The sequence below is a fragment of the Shewanella sp. Scap07 genome (assembly GCF_013394145.1).
GTDB lineage: Bacteria > Pseudomonadota > Gammaproteobacteria > Enterobacterales > Shewanellaceae > Shewanella > Shewanella waksmanii.
Genome location: NZ_CP041329.1, coordinates 3,884,253 through 3,900,401, shown reverse-complemented (window position 1 = coordinate 3,900,401; position 16,149 = coordinate 3,884,253). Strand labels below are relative to the sequence as shown.

Genomic DNA, 16,149 nt, shown 5'->3' with positions numbered 1-16,149 from the left:
CAGCATGTAGAGATTGCTTAAGGCTGAACTTTTTCTAAGCGGTAATGCTCAGCCAATGCCCCGGTAATCCGATTGCCTTGTCTATCTAACATAAATAGCTGGTTTTCACCCACCAGAAACAGTGGCTGTGACTCGCCTTCACCTAAACGAATAATATTGCCACGCCCAAGCCAAAATAATTTCCCTTCTGAGCTAAACACTTTATCGTCTTCACCTAGGTACTGACTGCTCATAGTGAAACTATTGTCACGATTTAATTGCACTGTGGTGGCAATGCCCTCGCAACTGGCACAGGGAATGGTGCCTTGATAGGTACCATTCCAGTCGAGCGCATTTTGGCTGGTATCGCCAACAGGCGTTAACTCGGCGGGCTGCAAGGCGGCATTTTGATTAACGCTATCCGTTGTAGCTGGATGATTGTCATGTTGGCTAGTCGTGCAACCTGCAATTAATAATCCGATTGAGATCAGTAAGATTGGTTTCATATTGATTCACAGCAAGATGATGTCGGTAAGTTTATCATCAGAATTAATCGCACGGATGTCTAGTCTTTTTGATACCAACTGCCAGTTGGGCAGCGGGGTTAATCGCACATTTAAAGCAAAGCTGACTATACTGAAAGTTCAATGGTCTAACTCAATTTTACTCAGCAGCAGCGACTATTGAAGCCGTCACTTAAGCTTGATGGGCTTAGGTCTATGAGGGAGAGGTCTAGATTGCAAAGCGTGAAAAGTGTTGTTGGTGAAGTTATGCTTTTATTAGGCCGCTTGCTGTTACTGTTGGCGGTCATCCCTACTGTGCAGGCAACATCACTGAAAACCGTCTCTAATGACTATGCGCCTTTTTACTCGCAAAATATGCACTTAAATGGTGTGGTTTATCAACTTGCCAACGAGGCGCTTGAGCAAAGTGGATATCAAACATCACATCAATTTTACCCCTTTGTTCGTGCTACGGCCTTAACCCAAAATGGCATAGCCGATGGCATCATTGGCTTATGGTACCGACAAGAGCGAGAGCAGTGGGCGAGTTACTCAGAACCGCTGCTATCGGTCAATATTGTGTTACTCAAGCGCAAAGATCGCAATATTCGCTATCAGCAGCTGCAAGATCTCAGTCCATACCGTATCGGAATTGGGCGAGGTTACGCTAACCCCGCGGCATTCAAACAGGCCAAATTAAATACCGAAGCGGGCAATTCCGATAACGAAAACCTTAAAAAGCTATTTTTGGGTCGGGTTGATTTAGTGTTGATCAGCGAAGATGTTGCCCGGCATTTAATTGCATTGGGGCCCAGCGAGTATCGACACGCTTTTGAGGTTGTTGGCCAGCCGCTCAGTGTTGAGCTGTTTCACTTTGGCGTATCTAAACATCGCCAAGATCACTTACAAATTGTCGAGCAGTTTAATTTGGCGCTAAATAAGATGAAAAGCAGTGGCCGGGTAGGGGATATCCTGCGGCTGCATGGCTTTGAGCACAACAGCTATTGGCAGCAAGAACTTGCCGGTTTATCTGCAAACTAAGTTACTGACTAAAATCAAATATTTGCTTTGGAGTCACTATCATAGGTAATGGTACGTCCCAGTGTGCTTGGCTGAGAGCGTCGACCTGCTGACAGTTATGCGCATAACCGACCGGTAGTGGTTTACCTTGTTGCTGCCAATTAGCTAACGTTCTGTCGTAGTAGCCGCCGCCCATTCCCATGCGTGCGCCATGGGCATCGAATGCGACCAACGGCGTGACAATCATGTCTAATTGGTGGGGCAGCAGCATCTGAGTGATATCCAGTTTGGGCTCTTTGATTTTTAACTTGTTAGTGATGAGCGTTGTTTCGGGTGTGTAGGCGAGAAAAATTAAATTACCGCGACTAAACGGATGCAGTCTTGGCAGGTACACATCGATATTGTGTTGCCATAGTGCATTGATTAAAGGCTGCGTATCTAGCTCGCCATCATTGGTTAAATACACTGCGACTCGCTGAAAGTCACCTTGGGTGATCACCGGCAGCAGTTGTTGCACGGCTTGATGGGCAAATTGGACCTGCTCAGCACTAGACAATGCATTTCTTTGGTGGCGAACATCACGTCTTAGTGCATCTCTTGCGGCTTTGTTGTGCATATTTAAACCCATTAATCATCCTATCGGAGTAACCGTTACACTCACTGGCGATTATCAGTGAAATTAGATTTAGCATCAACATATCACTTGAGTATTCAGATTTCTTACAGCCAAGAAAAAAGCCACCTGATAAAAGGTGGCTTTTTATATTTGAATTGCTCCCCAGAGGGCCGACCTGTCGGTGTAGCCCTTGAACCGTAGGTTCAAGGCGGGTAAACGATTAAATCCTAAGGCTTCTCGGTTCAAGCCGAGCTTGCACAATGTCAATAAAGCATTCACCCTGAGTTTGTAAATATCGGCACAGGGACATAACCAACTGACGCACACCCCAGGGAGCAAAGACGTTTCATCGATACCTTTTTGGGTACCTCGCCAGCCATGCTGACTACTGTATTGCTACAGTTTAATCTGCTTTTGAAGAGCGCTCAACCAGTGCATCTTCAAGAGTCGATTGTAACAGACCGATTTTATCATCCATCTGCTTGATATAATCTTGGTTTTTCTGCTGTTCTTCTAAAAGCTCATAGCCAATATTTAATGCGGCCATGATAGCTATTTCTTCACGGCTCAAATTATTGGTACGTGATTTAAGCGAACTTAGCTGTTTTTCAAGCTTGTCTGCCACCTGCCGCAATGCACTCTCTTGTCCGGTTGGACAAGCGATGGAGTAGGTTCGGCCTAATAAGCTAATCTCAATAGCATGGCTACTCATTGCAAAAAGGGCATCCGTTAATGTGGCTCTTGTGCGGACTATATCGGTCTGCTAGGTAAAGTGCAATAAGCAGGCCCTGCTAATAAGATATAGTTAGATTAAATGTTGTTTAGATAACCAAAATGACGTTTTTCTGGGTATATGTCGGGCTATTTATCAGCAAATTTAACCCGGAGAGTGACACTGTGGTTGACCAACATGTTAGCAATTGGGACGAGCATTGGGCTGGGGACAGTTCACAGAGTTATATAAAACCCTTGAGCTTGCAGGTTATTTGCCCAGTTTTACACCGATGCGACCTCGGCTTTTCCTTGGTGGCGCACAGCAGATCTGCTAGCATGGCGCAAGAATATTTAGATTTGGACAATGGTTATGGCAACTCCCCCTTCACTTGGTATCGACAGTTTACTTGCAGAACTCAATGCCGCTGAAATTGGTCAGCATCCCGTTGAAGTGCATGGCGCGTTAGTTGGATTAATTTGTGGCGGAGTCAAACCGGCTAAACATGCTTGGGTCAAACCGTTACTCGAATTGATTAATGACGGTCAGTTATTACCAGAAAAGCTACAGCAACTGATTGATGAACTGTTTCAAGACACCTTAGCGCGCATTAGCGACCCTGATTTTGGTTTTAGTCCTATGCTACCCGAAGAGGAAGAGCCGCTAAGTCAGCGTGTGGAGGCCTTGTCATTGTGGGTACAAAGCTTCCTGACCGGGATTGCTATGGTGCAACCTAAACTCAATAAAGCCTCTGCCGATGTACGTGAAGTGATTGGCGACTTAGCCGAAATCGCACAAGTCGAATTTGATGTAGCAGAAGATGATGAGTCTGAAGCAGCCTATATCGAACTGATGGAGTTTGCCCGTATGGCGGCGCTGCTTTGTTATTCAGAGTTTGGTCCAGAGCCAAGTGATGAAGCCCAAGGCGACGAGCCTGTTATCCATTAATCGCAATACTTTTGCAGAGAAACACTATGAGTCATGACACGCCCGAAGCCGCTGTCAGCGAGCAAGCCGTGGCACAGGTCGATATTGCCATTGTGGGTGGCGCAATGGCTGGCAGCACCTTAGCGCTGGGGTTGCAACAACTGAGTCAATCGCTAGGCAAACCGTTAAAGGTGGCACTGGTTGAAGCCAGCGCTCCTAATCAGCACCATCCTGGGTTTGATGCCCGCTCAATTGCTATCTCTCACGGGTCTATTTTTGAACTTAAGCGATTAGGTGTATGGCCGCATATTGCACATTTGGGCACCGGAATTGAGCATATCCATGTTTCCGATCGTGGCCACTTTGGCATGACAAGCCTTGATGTTGAAGACTTTCATGTGGATTGCTTTGGTGAAGTGGTTGAGCTAGCCCCGGTGGGGTCAGCCTTGTTTGAGCAGATTAGTAAAGCCGAAATTGAACTGCATTGTCCGGCAAAGTTAAGCCAGTTAGACACCCACAGCGATAAACAGGTCCTCACTTTAGATAATGGCAGCGTCATCCATGCCAAATTAGTGGTTGCAGCCGATGGGGTCCAATCCCAAGTGCGCCAAAGCGTACAGCAGCCCATCACTAAAGTGGAATTTGACCAAGTAGCGATAGTGGCCAATGTCTGTGTAGACACGCCCCACCATGGCCGCGCTTATGAGCGCTTTACCGAGTCTGGCCCTATTGCTGTATTGCCGATGAGCAACAGCGAAGGCCGATGGCGTATTTCACTGGTATGGGCTTTAAAAAGCGCAGAGGCAGAGCGGGTACTGTCCCTTGACGACAGCGGGTTTTTAGCCGAGTTACAGCAAGCCTTTGGTCATCGTGCAGGCCGGTTTACCGCCGTGGGTAAACGCGTGAGCTACCCGCTAGCACTGTCTTATATGCCTAGGCCGATATACCACCGTACTGTGTTTGTCGGCAATGCTGCTCAAACCCTACACCCGATTGCAGGGCAAGGATTTAATCTAGGGCTGCGCGATATCGCCACCTTACTGGCCGAAATGCAGGATTATTTGCAGCAAGACAATGACGATGTTGGCTGCACTGAACTGCTGCATCGTTACTTGAGCGCGCGCGAGTCAGATCGCAACAGTACCATCAACAATGTCGAGTTTTTGGTGCGCGGGTTCTCCAATAATCATTGGCCATTAGTGGCTGGGCGCAGCTTAGGTTTACGCCTATTGTCCTGGTTACCGCCGTTAAAAACACCGGTAGCAAGAAAGGCGATGGGCTGGAAAGCGCCACGTAAGTTAACCGTAAATTAATTGCTAGGGCAGGGCCCAAATAGTAACTCAATTGGCTAGAGGAATGTTTCATGTTTAGTGCACAAACCTATGATGTCGCCATTGTTGGCGGTGGTATGGTGGGCTTAGCCACCGCAATCGGCTTGGCGATGGCAGATTTGCGAGTGGTCGTGATTGATGCCGGTGAAACACAAACGCTATCGGGTGAGGCACGCTTGCGCGTCAGCGCCATTAACAAAGCCAGTGAGCGTTTGCTCAACTACCTGGGCGCTTGGCAGTATTTAGATGAAAGCCGTGCGGCGCCGTATTCAAAAATGGCGGTGTGGGATAAAGACAGCTTAGGCAAAATTGGCTTTGATGCTGATTCTATGAGTGAAAGCCACTTAGGCAGCATTATTGAAAATGACAACATTTGCCAAGCACTGGCCAAACGTGCCGGTGAGTTTAGCAATATCAATCATATTGAGAACCAACGCTTAGCCAATATCGCCTTTGGTGAACGTGAATCATGGTTGAGTTTAGAAAACGGTGACAATCTTAGCGCCGCATTAGTCATCGGCGCCGACGGCGCGAACTCTTGGGTTCGTAGCCAGTGCAATATTCCACTGACTTTCTGGGATTATGGCCACCATGCGGTGGTTGCGACTATTCGCACCGAGATCCCCCATGGCGATACCGCCCGTCAGGTGTTTTTAAATTCTGGGCCATTAGCCTTTTTACCTTTATTTGAAACTAATCTATGTTCGATAGTGTGGTCACTCCCACCCGAGCAAGCTAAAGCGCTACAAAATGGCGAAACTCAAGCATTTGAACGTCAATTAACCGCGGCTTTTGATGGTCGATTGGGTTATTGCCACTTAGCCAGTGAGCTGCAGGCCTTCCCGTTAAAAATGCGTTATGCACGTCACTTTGCTCGCCACCGTTTAGTGCTCTCTGGCGATGCGGCGCACACTATTCATCCATTAGCTGGGCAAGGGGTAAACTTAGGCTTTTTAGATGCTGGCGCCATTATTGAAACCATTACCGAGTTACACGCTAAAGGTAAAGATATTGGGGATTATGCACATTTACGCAGCCTAGAGCGCTGGCGTAAAGCGGATGCTTTAGAGATGATTGCGGCAATGGAAGGCTTTAAACGCCTATTCGATGGCAGTAATCCGATTAAGAAAGCGGTGCGAGATATCGGCCTCAATTTGGTTGATAACCTTTCTCCTGTGAAAACACTGTTCATGCAACAAGCCATGGGCAATAAAGGTAAGTTACCCACCCCCTGCCAACCTCAGTAGAGTTTTGCGATAAAAACGCAGAATAAGCTAAATAAAACAGTGAGTTGTTTTAGTTTATTCTGCTTTACTTTTTTTCATGTAAAAAAACTACAAAAGTAACATGAGAAAAAGTAATGACAAAACCGTTCGGATTAGAAAATTCTCTTGTATACAAAACTGTGACGCGAGGTATAATTTCGCCGCATTTTGATACCATTGATGGATCTATACCATAAACGTATTACAGATTATCGATGCATCTTTATTTCACCTAAATCGATAGCAAGGCTATCGTTAGGCTCACACCTTGACCTGCGTACCCTACAGTAGGCGAGGCCCCGAAAGGGCATAAAGAAGAGATAATAATGGCTAATAAAACTGTACTCTTTAACAAGCACTTAGAAGCTGGCGCCAAAATGGTTGATTTCCACGGTTGGGATATGCCAATTAACTATGGCTCTCAAATCGAAGAACACCATGCAGTGCGCCAAGACGCCGGTATGTTTGACGTGTCACACATGACAGTAGTAGACGTAACGGGTGCACAAGCTTGTGATTTCCTTCGCAAGCTGCTTGCTAACGACGTTGCCAAACTGAAAGTACCGGGTAAGGCGCTTTACGGTGGCATGTTAGACCACAATGCAGGCGTCATTGACGACCTCATCACCTATTATCTTAGCGACACCCATTACCGTATCGTAGTTAACTCTGCTACCCGCGAAAAAGACTTAGCTTGGATTGCCGAGCAAGTTAAAGGCTTTGATGTCACCATCACTGAGCGTCCTGAGCTGGCAATGATTGCTGTTCAAGGCCCAAATGCCAAAGCAAAAGCGGCTAGCGTATTTAACGATGCACAAAACCAAGCGGTTGAAGGCATGAAGCCATTCTTTGGTGTACAAGCTGACTCATTGTTTATTGCAACCACAGGTTATACCGGTGAAGCAGGTTACGAAATTATCGTACCCGATGCAGAAGCCGAAGCACTATGGCAAGCACTGTTAGACAATGGCGTGCGTCCATGTGGTCTTGGTGCGCGTGACACGCTACGTTTAGAAGCAGGCATGAACCTTTATGGTCTAGACATGGACGAAAGCGTTAACCCGCTAGCGGCCAACATGGGCTGGACTGTTGCGTGGGAACCGACTGACCGTGACTTTATTGGTCGTGAAGCGTTAACGGCTATTAAAGCGGCGGGTACCGATAAACTCGTTGGTTTAGTGATGGAAGCCAAAGGCGTGATTCGCCCAGGTATGGCGGTATTTTTCACCGACAGCGACGGTGTTGAACAGCAAGGCGCGATCACCAGTGGTACTTTCTCGCCAACCTTAGGCTATTCTATTGCCATGGCACGCGTACCTAATTCTGTTGGCGAAGTCGCAGAAGTAGAGATGCGAAAGAAGCGCGTCCCTGTTAAAGTTATCGCACCATCGTTTGTACGCAATGGTAAACAAGCATTCTAGTTTTTGCTGGTTGAGTGGAGACGCTCAACCAATCAAGAACAGCATTATGTGATGAGCGGCTTTGTTAGCCAAATGGCTAATTGAGTTAATCGCGTTCAACAAGTAAACCTTTGGCTAACTTGTTGCGTATAAGCCACAAGCTCATCAACCTAGATACAGTTTTGCCTAATAGACTTTATAAAAAGCATTAGAACATCAGATAAAGGATCGAAAAAATGAGCAATATCCCTGCTGAACTTAAATATGCCTCTTCACACGAATGGATCCGTAAAGAAGAAGACGGTTCTTACACTGTGGGTATCAGTGAGCACGCCCAAGAGCTATTGGGTGACATGGTATTCGTTGAACTACCAGAAGTGGGCGACACAGTAAGCGCTGGTGAAGATTGTGCTGTTGCAGAGTCTGTTAAAGCGGCTTCTGACATCTACTCACCACTGTCTGGTGAAGTACTTGCTATCAACGAATCTTTAGAAGATTCGCCAGAGCTAGTGAACAGCGATGCATACGGTGACGGTTGGTTCTTCCGCGTTATGCCATCAGATGTGGCTGAAATTGAAAACTTGCTTGATGCTGAAGGCTATCAAGCAGTGGTCGACGACGAGTAAAACGTTGTTGATGGCAAAGCCCCAACGCGACAAGCTTGGGGCTTTGTTCGTTATACTCGCTTTTAATCCTATAGCTAAGTGACTTTATCACGGCAAGGTTAATTAAGGCCCAAGCAAAATGGGTTTGCTGAAGTTATTTAGCTATTGCGTACAAGGGTTTGTATTTGGTTTATACCAAGCAAACGCGACTTAACAACGAGACCGGTAACTCTGCACCCTACAGGCAAGATACTGGCAAATATGGAACTAGGTTAATCATGACCAAAGAAACACTCACTCAGTTAGAGCAGCATGATCGCTTTATCGGTCGTCACATTGGCCCAGATAGCGAGCAACAACAAGAGATGTTGAACTTTGTTGGTGCTGAATCTTTAGAAGATTTAACCGCTCAGATCGTCCCAGAAGCGATCCGCTTAAACCGTGACCTTTTGGTTGGTGATAGCGTTGGCGAAGCTGAAGGCTTAGCTTATCTGCGCACCGTTGCCGATAAGAACAAGGTCAACAAAAGCTATATTGGTATGGGCTATTATGGTACTGAAGTGCCATCGGTTATCCTACGTAACGTATTTGAAAACCCAGGTTGGTACACGGCTTACACGCCATACCAGCCAGAGATTGCCCAAGGCCGTCTTGAAGCTATTTTGAACTTCCAGCAACTGTCTATGGACCTAACCGGCCTAGACCTAGCATCAGCTTCACTGCTTGATGAAGCCACCGCTGCTGCCGAAGCCATGGCCTTAGCTAAGCGTGTATCAAAAGCCAAAAAAGCCAATATCTTCTTTGTGGCAGACGATGTGTTCCCACAAACCCTTGATGTTATTCAAACCCGCGCAGAATGCTTTGGTTTTGAAGTCGTGGTTGGCCCAGCAAGCGAAGCGGTTAACTACGAGCTATTTGGTGCGTTATTCCAGTACACCAACAAGCACGGTCAAATCACCGATTTCACTGAGCTATTCGCCGAGCTAAAAGCGAAAAAAGCCGTCGTAACAGTAGCTGCTGACATCATGTCGCTAGTGATGTTGAAATCACCGGGTTCTATGGGCGCTGACGTAGTCTTTGGTAGCGCGCAACGCTTTGGTGTGCCAATGGGCTTTGGTGGTCCACACGCCGCGTTCTTCGTCTCGCGTGATGCCCACAAGCGTTCACTGCCTGGCCGTATTATCGGTGTATCACAAGATACCCGTGGTAATCGTGCACTGCGTATGGCAATGCAAACCCGTGAGCAACATATCCGCCGCGAAAAAGCGAACTCAAACATCTGTACCGCACAGGTACTACTTGCCAACATGGCGTCGTTCTATGCGGTTTTCCATGGTCCACAAGGCCTGAAAACCATTGCCGAGCGTATCCACCGCCTAACTGACATTCTAGCCACTGGCCTAAGCCAAAAAGGCGTGCAGCTAGTTAACGATACTTGGTTTGATACCGTATCGTTTAGCGGCCTAGAGGTTGCAGCCGTTAAGCAACGCGCTGAAGCTGCTGGTGTTAACCTGCGTATAGATGCCGACGGCATTGTTGGCGTCAGCTTGGCCGAAACCACACTGCGCAGCGATATTGCTGAGTTGTTCGATGTGATTTTAGGTGCAGGTCATGGCCTAGATGTTGATGCACTAGATGCAGAGGTAATGGCGAATAGCGCATCAGTCCCGGCAGAACTGGTACGTAATGATGCTATCTTGACTCACCCAACCTTTAACCGTTATCACAGTGAAACTGAGATGATGCGTTACATCAAGCGTCTAGAGAACAAAGATTTAGCCCTTAACCACTCAATGATCTCACTTGGCTCGTGCACCATGAAGCTAAATGCGGCCACTGAAATGCTACCGGTGAGCTGGCCTGAATTTGCCAACATGCACCCGTTTGCACCGCTAGATCAAACCGAAGGTTATGCGCAGCTAGTTCAAGAGCTATCTGATTGGTTAGTGGATATCACCGGTTATGATGCGGTTTGCATGCAACCTAACTCAGGTGCACAAGGTGAGTACGCAGGTCTACTCGCTATTCAAAAATACCACGAGTCTCGTGGCGATGCGCACCGTAACATCTGCTTGATCCCACAGTCTGCCCACGGTACTAACCCAGCATCAGCTCAGCTTGCGGGTATGAAAGTGGTAGTGACTGCTTGTGATAAAGACGGTAACGTCGACATGGAAGACTTGAAAGCTAAAGCTGCAGAAGTGGCTGAGAACTTGTCTTGCATCATGATCACTTACCCTTCAACTCACGGTGTATATGAAGAAACCGTGCGTGAGATTTGCGAAGTGATCCACAGCCATGGCGGTCAAGTTTACCTTGATGGTGCCAACATGAACGCACAGGTAGGCCTAACATCACCTGGCTTTATCGGCGCCGACGTATCACACCTTAACCTGCATAAAACCTTTGCAATCCCACACGGTGGCGGTGGACCAGGTATGGGCCCAATTGGTGTTAAATCTCACCTAGCGCCATTTGTTGCTGGTCACGCAGTCGTCAAGCACGGTCGTGATTCTGACAACAATGGTGCGGTATCAGCAGCGCCATACGGAAGTGCAGGTATCCTACCTATCACTTGGATGTACATTAAGCTGTTAGGCAAGCAAGGCCTTAAGCAGTCAACGCAGATGGCACTATTAAATGCCAACTACATGACTAAGCGCCTAAGCGAGCATTACCCAGTACTTTATACCGGTCGTAACGGACGTATCGCTCACGAGTGCATTATCGACCTACGCCCGCTTAAAGAAGCCTCTGGTGTAACCGAAATGGATATCGCTAAGCGTCTTAACGACTATGGCTTCCACGCGCCAACCATGAGCTTCCCTGTTGCAGGTACGCTAATGATTGAGCCAACTGAGTCTGAGTCGAAAGTTGAGCTAGACCGTTTTGTTGACGCAATGATTGCCATCCGTGGTGAGATTGCCCGTGTTGAAGCAGGTGAGTGGCCAGCGGACAACAACCCGCTACATAACGCACCACACACCATGGCCGACATCATGGAGCCAGCGTTTGATTCACGCCCTTACACCCGTGAAGAAGCCGTGTTCCCAACCGAAGCGGTTAAGAGCAACAAGTTCTGGCCAACGGTTAATCGTATTGATGATGTGTATGGGGATCGGAATCTTTTCTGTGCCTGTGTGCCAATGTCTGACTACGAGTAAATAGCTACTTAACCTCAGTAATACGGCATCAGCCGCTACTTTTTGCTACTCATTGACAACAGTCAACTCCGTGGCAAAAAGCAGCGGCTTTTTTGTCTTACTATCGGCAGTAACGCTATTTGGTGGCGATTGGTGGGCTAGCATCGTTTGAGTGCTCATTGATATTATTCAACTCCGCGCGAAAGCTTTCAACCCGCCTATCGCGTAGCGTCTTTAGGTATAGAGCGGCGTCGGCAGTTACGTCATTTGTTACTGCTTAGGCTTGCCAGCGACGCAATGATGGTGGTAGTTGGCTTCGTTGAAGTTAGTTACTTATAAAGAGAAAAAGCGACCTTAGGGTCGCTTTTTTGTTGGTGACTTAACCTCAGTAGCGGCTTTTTTGTCTTACTATCGGCAGTAACGCTATTTGGTGTTCGAATGGCGTTGTTAAAATTGTTTGAGTGCTCATTGAGACTGGGTAACTGAGCCTCGAGAAGACCAAACTTCATTGTCTTAGCATCGCTAGTGACATAATGATGGCTGTTAGATTGGAGATAAAAAAAGCGACCTTTTGGTCGCCTTTTTGTTGATTAAAATTCTCATAAATTACTACTGTGAATCTATTAAAGCTGAATTTTTTCTTAGTACATATGTTATCGAATGCTCTTTAACTTCTTGTATTTCTACGGTCACCCCTTCTAACTGTAATATTTTATCATTTGGATTAAAGAGAAAGTCTAATGTGTTGGTTGGCAGCCTATTGATTGTTGCCTTAGGTTTTTCATAGTGTGTAATGGTGGCGTTGGTATTTGCTGAGCTATGGACGTTGCCACCGTGCGCGGATGACATTCCTGTAGTACTGGAGTTTACTACAGTGGTACTTGTTCCATATCTCGTAAATACCGATTCGTTAGACTGAACATCATTATCAGTTAAACGAAATATGATTTTTCCGCTAGGGTCCAATCCCATAAACCTTAGCTCAGAATACCCTTCGTCTATTTTTCCTCCCCAAACGTCAGCTCTGCCAAACGCATTAGGCAGATCTCTAGTTTTTTTAATTCGATATAGTTCACTACCTAAAGTGGCTTTTTGAGGTACTTCTAACGTCCTAGATATAGTCTCATATTGTTCGATTTGAGCACATCCAGAAATAAGTAGAGTGAATAGTGCAATAAGTGTTTTTTTCATGTGGATTCTGCTTTCTATTTAGTTTGTTAAAAAATTTGTGGATGTTAGCTATCTCTGAAATTTTTATAGCTGTTCGTCTGTTATATTTCTGAAAGATATTTCAAACAGATGACGGTTGCAAAATAGGTTCTATTCGATTTTTTAAAGCATCCTCATTATATTTCAATTAATTTGCACACTAATTAAGTGTGAATGAGCTTTCTGCTGACTTATGCCAGACATCGTCAGTTGAGCTGAAATGATAAATTTTATGTTTTTCAATGTGTTGTGGTGATGTTTGGCGGTAATGTAGTGCTGAGCTGCGAACAGTGTTAATGAGTTAAACGTAAGTGGAGTATTAGAAATAAATATTGAAGGATTGGCAGTTGAGAAGTTGAAAAGTTGAAAAGTTGAAAAGTTGAAAAGTTGAAAAGTTGAAAAGTTGAAAAGTTGAAAAGTTGAAAAGTTGAAAAGTTGAAAAGAGTTTACCTGTCATCAAAGGCGGGAAACAAAATACTAGGCAGCCATTGTTAATAGCGATTGTTAATAGCGTGGATGACTACCTCCTTCTATGCTTGATTTGCGCATATAACAAGGAGGTTGCATGCCAAGACCTAGACGATCCCTCATTAGTCTCGAACTCTTACAATAAGCTGATCCTACTATCACTGTAGTAGTCGTGTTGTACGGCGTGCCATCTTTTAAAATAAAGAGTATGTGGTGATGATAAATACACCGGCAAAAATTATGACCACCGCCGTGGTTGGGTAGAAACTCAAATCTTGAAGCTCACCGAAGTGTTTGCTATCGATGTTGCTGCATACGCACTTTTAGTAATAGAGAGGGAGCAGCCACCTTCATGTCGTTCTACATATTGATGTTGAACAAGTTAATGCCTGGTCAGACAGGGATGTGGTTTTGCAATAGCACAATTTGTTTAGTGATTAAAAAAGGCTGGCTATAGATTCGGGCTATAAATTCGCTTCATTCCCTATTTATGATGTCTAAACCTTAGCTACTCCTTCGAAATAGTGCTTCCCTGAATTCCTGTGGGTTTCTATGCAGCGCTTCAAAATAGGCTACATAAGCCGCATATTTTTGTGTTTGCATAAGTACCCTAGCTAAAACAGGTAGTGATATGAGCATCATGAAGAACCACTTGTACTCATGTTCAAGCACCATGGCGATAAATAAGTAGCTAACTAGATTAAAGAAAATGCTAGCCTTGTTAACTATTACCGCATTGGCTTTTCCCCTGATAACGAGTAAGTTAGCGATGATGAGTGGCAAAGCTATCACTAACTCTATAGACAACAAAAGAATTCCAAAAGTTTGGTTAGAAAACTCACCAACTATGGATTGCAGCGATAGCAATAATAATGGTGCGATAACGCCAGTGCTAATGATTAGCAGCATGATTACTGTTATACCAACCGCAAAAATCCACAGCGAGAAGTCGTATTCTTCGAAGAAATTATCGGTCATTTTCACTCAGATCCTCATAGATGCCGATGGCAATAGTTTTTATCGTGCCATCGAATGTGCTTCCTGTAACACTTAAGCTTGCACTGACAGCATTTTTTAGATTTAAAGATACCGCGTTAATGATTGCTTGACTGCCGTAACGCTTTGTTAGCTTTCCTGAGTTTGTTAAAGCTTTGAATGTTTGAGTACTAATTCCAGGATGATTTAGTCTTTGAATCTCAAGCGTTAGCCTACGCATTTTTGGTCGAGTAAGGCCTTTTAGTATTGTTGGTAGGGGTTTAGAAGTCGTGACTCTAAGTGTTTGTACTATCTTTTTGGCTGAAAAAGATTCTACGACGAAACCTTTCTATTTTATAGCCGCTAGCTGTTCGAAAACCGATAGTTTCTATTATTTAATACTTACAGTTTATTTAGCATGTATAAAGGAGGGGCATACTAGATTGTTGTCAGACAAGGTAGTCGGGGAAGTGGGTAAAAGCAAACATGTTGCCGATTGCTTATTTCTCCCACGATGACACCCATAGAAATATTTAGGTTGCTTTGTGAACACCTATCTTTAGCAATCTAAGTATGGTTTTTGCAAAGTCGGTGTTAGCTTACTCATAAAATAATCCGTGAAATTACTTTAGTAAACATACCGTTTTGATCAAGAAGGGTAACACTGGAAATTCAATATTTTCAAATTCATAGACTTGTTCTTCGTTGGTTAACTCAGCATCTAGGCTCTTCATTAGTTCGATAAATGTATCGTGTGTGTCAGTGACTCTTTGGTATGCGAGCCAAATAAATAACTCTTGAGATTGAAATTCAGTGAATAAAATTTGTCTTATGGAAATCTCATGAAATATGTTACTCGGCAATCTAGATTTAATTGATTTTCTTGGAAATTGAAACGTGCCATCTAGATCCGTTATACACTTGTCAACAATTTCGTTGTCATTGTATGTAAGGCTTCTAACAACGGTTTGATTTGGAAGTGGTAGACCGTTGTGCGTCAATCTTCCATTAACCTCTGGACATAACTCGACGGTATATTTCTTAAGCATTCCTAGCATGATGATTGCTCCTTGCAATTTAGTTATTAATAAATAAGGATATTTTGTTTTGATAGTGCTTCTAGGTGTCAGGAAGGTGCTAATCTTCAACTGAGAAAATATCAATATCAGTGGATCTGTACCCAAGTTAAAGTACGTTTTTGCCGTCGTTGAAAGTGCTGATGAACAATGGCTGGCAGGTTTAACAGGCCTGGTTTATTTAAGCTTTTTTAACAGCTGTTTCCGAAAAGCCTCTGGGTTTTTATGCATTTCCTCAAAGTAAACAAGGCATGCCGCATATTTATTAGATTTCATTAGGCTATTGGTTAAAACGGGGAGTGATATTAAACAAACGGTTAGCCATTTGTGGGTGTGTTCAAAAGTCACGATTACGACGAGATATATTAACAACTGAAGCCAGATATTGTATTGATTGACCTTTGCTGCCTTTGGTTTTCCCCGCGTGATCATTATATTAGGGATGATGGTGATAACGGCTAAAAATGTGGCCGCGGCAGTTAAAAAGGTTAGGTAGTTATCATCTGAGAATTGGCTGAAGTTCTGTTTTATTGAAAGCCCTAATAAAGATAATGCTGCACTCCCACTGATGATCAGTAGCATGATGACAGCAATACCTGTAGCAAAAGTCCCTATACCAAATTTGTACCTATCGAAAATGCTATCTTTCATAAGAAGAAATTTCCTCATAAATACCCACTGCAATATTTTTAAAACTACAATTAAATGAACTGCCTGTGACGCTTAGGCTCGCGCTAATAGCATTTTTCAAGTTTAGTGAAATGGCATTGACTAATGCTTGGCTACTGTAACGACCTGTTAGTTTACTTTTACGAGAGTATGTTTTTAGAACACCAGCATAGCCCTCCGGTGAGAGCTGTTTTGTCGGTTCTCTTAAAATCAGCAGTATCAGATCTTTGTGGCATAACGTCTTCATAATC

Annotated in this window: 15 protein-coding genes, 1 other RNA gene and 1 pseudogene; 8 read left to right on the top strand and 9 right to left on the bottom strand. The window is 44.8% G+C overall.

Going from position 1 to position 16,149, the window contains the following annotated elements; all coding sequences use genetic code 11:
* Positions 1-17 precede the first annotated feature (17 nt).
* Positions 18-485, bottom strand: a complete 468-nt coding sequence (locus FLM48_RS17065; protein ID WP_179025472.1) for a copper resistance protein NlpE — start codon at positions 483-485, stop codon at positions 18-20.
* 264 nt (positions 486-749) lie between these two features.
* Here FLM48_RS17065 and FLM48_RS17060 point away from each other — a divergent pair, with 264 nt between their 5' ends.
* Positions 750-1,523 (top strand): ABC transporter substrate-binding protein, encoded by a 774-nt coding sequence (locus FLM48_RS17060; RefSeq protein ID WP_256870962.1) that lies wholly within the window; start codon positions 750-752, stop codon positions 1,521-1,523.
* A gap of 1 nt (position 1,524) precedes the next feature.
* Here FLM48_RS17060 and FLM48_RS17055 read toward each other — a convergent pair whose 3' ends face one another.
* The 3 genes from FLM48_RS17055 to FLM48_RS17045 all read right to left on the bottom strand — a co-directional run bounded on the left by FLM48_RS17055 (position 1,525) and on the right by FLM48_RS17045 (position 2,830).
* The gene (locus tag FLM48_RS17055; protein ID WP_179025470.1) at positions 1,525-2,130 is read right to left on the bottom strand and encodes a 5-formyltetrahydrofolate cyclo-ligase; all 606 of its coding nucleotides are present in this window, start codon (positions 2,128-2,130) and stop codon (positions 1,525-1,527) included.
* A 143-nt stretch (positions 2,131-2,273) separates the two neighbouring features.
* Positions 2,274-2,456, bottom strand: a non-coding RNA gene (gene ssrS / locus FLM48_RS17050) — 6S RNA.
* A 65-nt stretch (positions 2,457-2,521) separates the two neighbouring features.
* Positions 2,522-2,830, bottom strand: a complete 309-nt coding sequence (locus tag FLM48_RS17045; RefSeq protein WP_179025469.1) for a cell division protein ZapA — start codon at positions 2,828-2,830, stop codon at positions 2,522-2,524.
* Between the two features lie 372 nt (positions 2,831-3,202).
* Between FLM48_RS17045 and FLM48_RS17040 the strand changes: the two genes are divergently transcribed.
* From FLM48_RS17040 to gcvP, 6 genes are all read left to right on the top strand, one after another.
* Positions 3,203-3,778: a UPF0149 family protein gene (locus FLM48_RS17040; RefSeq protein ID WP_028771470.1), complete on the top strand. Its 576-nt coding sequence runs from the start codon at positions 3,203-3,205 to the stop codon at positions 3,776-3,778.
* Positions 3,779-3,804: 26 nt separating this feature from the next.
* Positions 3,805-5,070 carry a 2-octaprenyl-6-methoxyphenyl hydroxylase gene (gene ubiH / locus FLM48_RS17035; protein WP_179025468.1) on the top strand — a complete coding sequence of 422 codons (1,266 nt, stop codon included), beginning with the start codon at positions 3,805-3,807 and terminating at the stop codon, positions 5,068-5,070.
* Between the two features lie 50 nt (positions 5,071-5,120).
* The gene (locus FLM48_RS17030; protein WP_179025467.1) at positions 5,121-6,335 is read left to right on the top strand and encodes an FAD-dependent monooxygenase; all 1,215 of its coding nucleotides are present in this window, start codon (positions 5,121-5,123) and stop codon (positions 6,333-6,335) included.
* Positions 6,336-6,679: 344 nt separating this feature from the next.
* Positions 6,680-7,774, top strand: a complete 1,095-nt coding sequence (gene gcvT / locus FLM48_RS17025; protein WP_028771467.1) for a glycine cleavage system aminomethyltransferase GcvT — start codon at positions 6,680-6,682, stop codon at positions 7,772-7,774.
* A 215-nt stretch (positions 7,775-7,989) separates the two neighbouring features.
* Positions 7,990-8,379, top strand: coding sequence for a glycine cleavage system protein GcvH (gcvH, locus tag FLM48_RS17020; protein ID WP_028771466.1), 390 nt, complete (start codon positions 7,990-7,992; stop codon positions 8,377-8,379).
* Between the two features lie 257 nt (positions 8,380-8,636).
* Positions 8,637-11,522, top strand: coding sequence for an aminomethyl-transferring glycine dehydrogenase (gcvP, locus tag FLM48_RS17015; protein WP_179025466.1), 2,886 nt, complete (start codon positions 8,637-8,639; stop codon positions 11,520-11,522).
* 588 nt (positions 11,523-12,110) lie between these two features.
* Here gcvP and FLM48_RS17010 read toward each other — a convergent pair.
* Entirely contained in the window at positions 12,111-12,692 is a 582-nt protein-coding gene (locus tag FLM48_RS17010) for a hypothetical protein (protein WP_179025465.1), read from the bottom strand.
* Positions 12,693-13,331: 639 nt separating this feature from the next.
* Here FLM48_RS17010 and FLM48_RS22800 point away from each other — a divergent pair.
* Positions 13,332-13,595 (top strand): annotated as a pseudogene (locus FLM48_RS22800) (hypothetical protein); the annotation flags it as partial.
* Positions 13,596-13,682: 87 nt separating this feature from the next.
* Here FLM48_RS22800 and FLM48_RS17005 read toward each other — a convergent pair.
* The 4 genes from FLM48_RS17005 to FLM48_RS16990 all read right to left on the bottom strand — a co-directional run bounded on the left by FLM48_RS17005 (position 13,683) and on the right by FLM48_RS16990 (position 16,145).
* A complete protein-coding gene (locus tag FLM48_RS17005) occupies positions 13,683-14,162 on the bottom strand; it encodes a hypothetical protein (RefSeq protein ID WP_179025464.1) in 480 nt (159 codons plus the stop codon).
* 614 nt (positions 14,163-14,776) lie between these two features.
* Positions 14,777-15,211 carry a DUF6795 domain-containing protein gene (locus tag FLM48_RS17000; RefSeq protein ID WP_179025463.1) on the bottom strand — a complete coding sequence of 145 codons (435 nt, stop codon included), beginning with the start codon at positions 15,209-15,211 and terminating at the stop codon, positions 14,777-14,779.
* 195 nt (positions 15,212-15,406) lie between these two features.
* Positions 15,407-15,880: a hypothetical protein gene (locus FLM48_RS16995; protein WP_179025462.1), complete on the bottom strand. Its 474-nt coding sequence runs from the start codon at positions 15,878-15,880 to the stop codon at positions 15,407-15,409.
* On the bottom strand, positions 15,870-16,145 hold the full coding sequence (locus tag FLM48_RS16990) for a hypothetical protein (RefSeq protein WP_179025461.1): 276 nt from the start codon (positions 16,143-16,145) through the stop codon (positions 15,870-15,872). The genes FLM48_RS16995 and FLM48_RS16990 overlap by 11 nt, the downstream gene beginning before the upstream one ends.
* Positions 16,146-16,149: the final 4 nt, after the last annotated feature.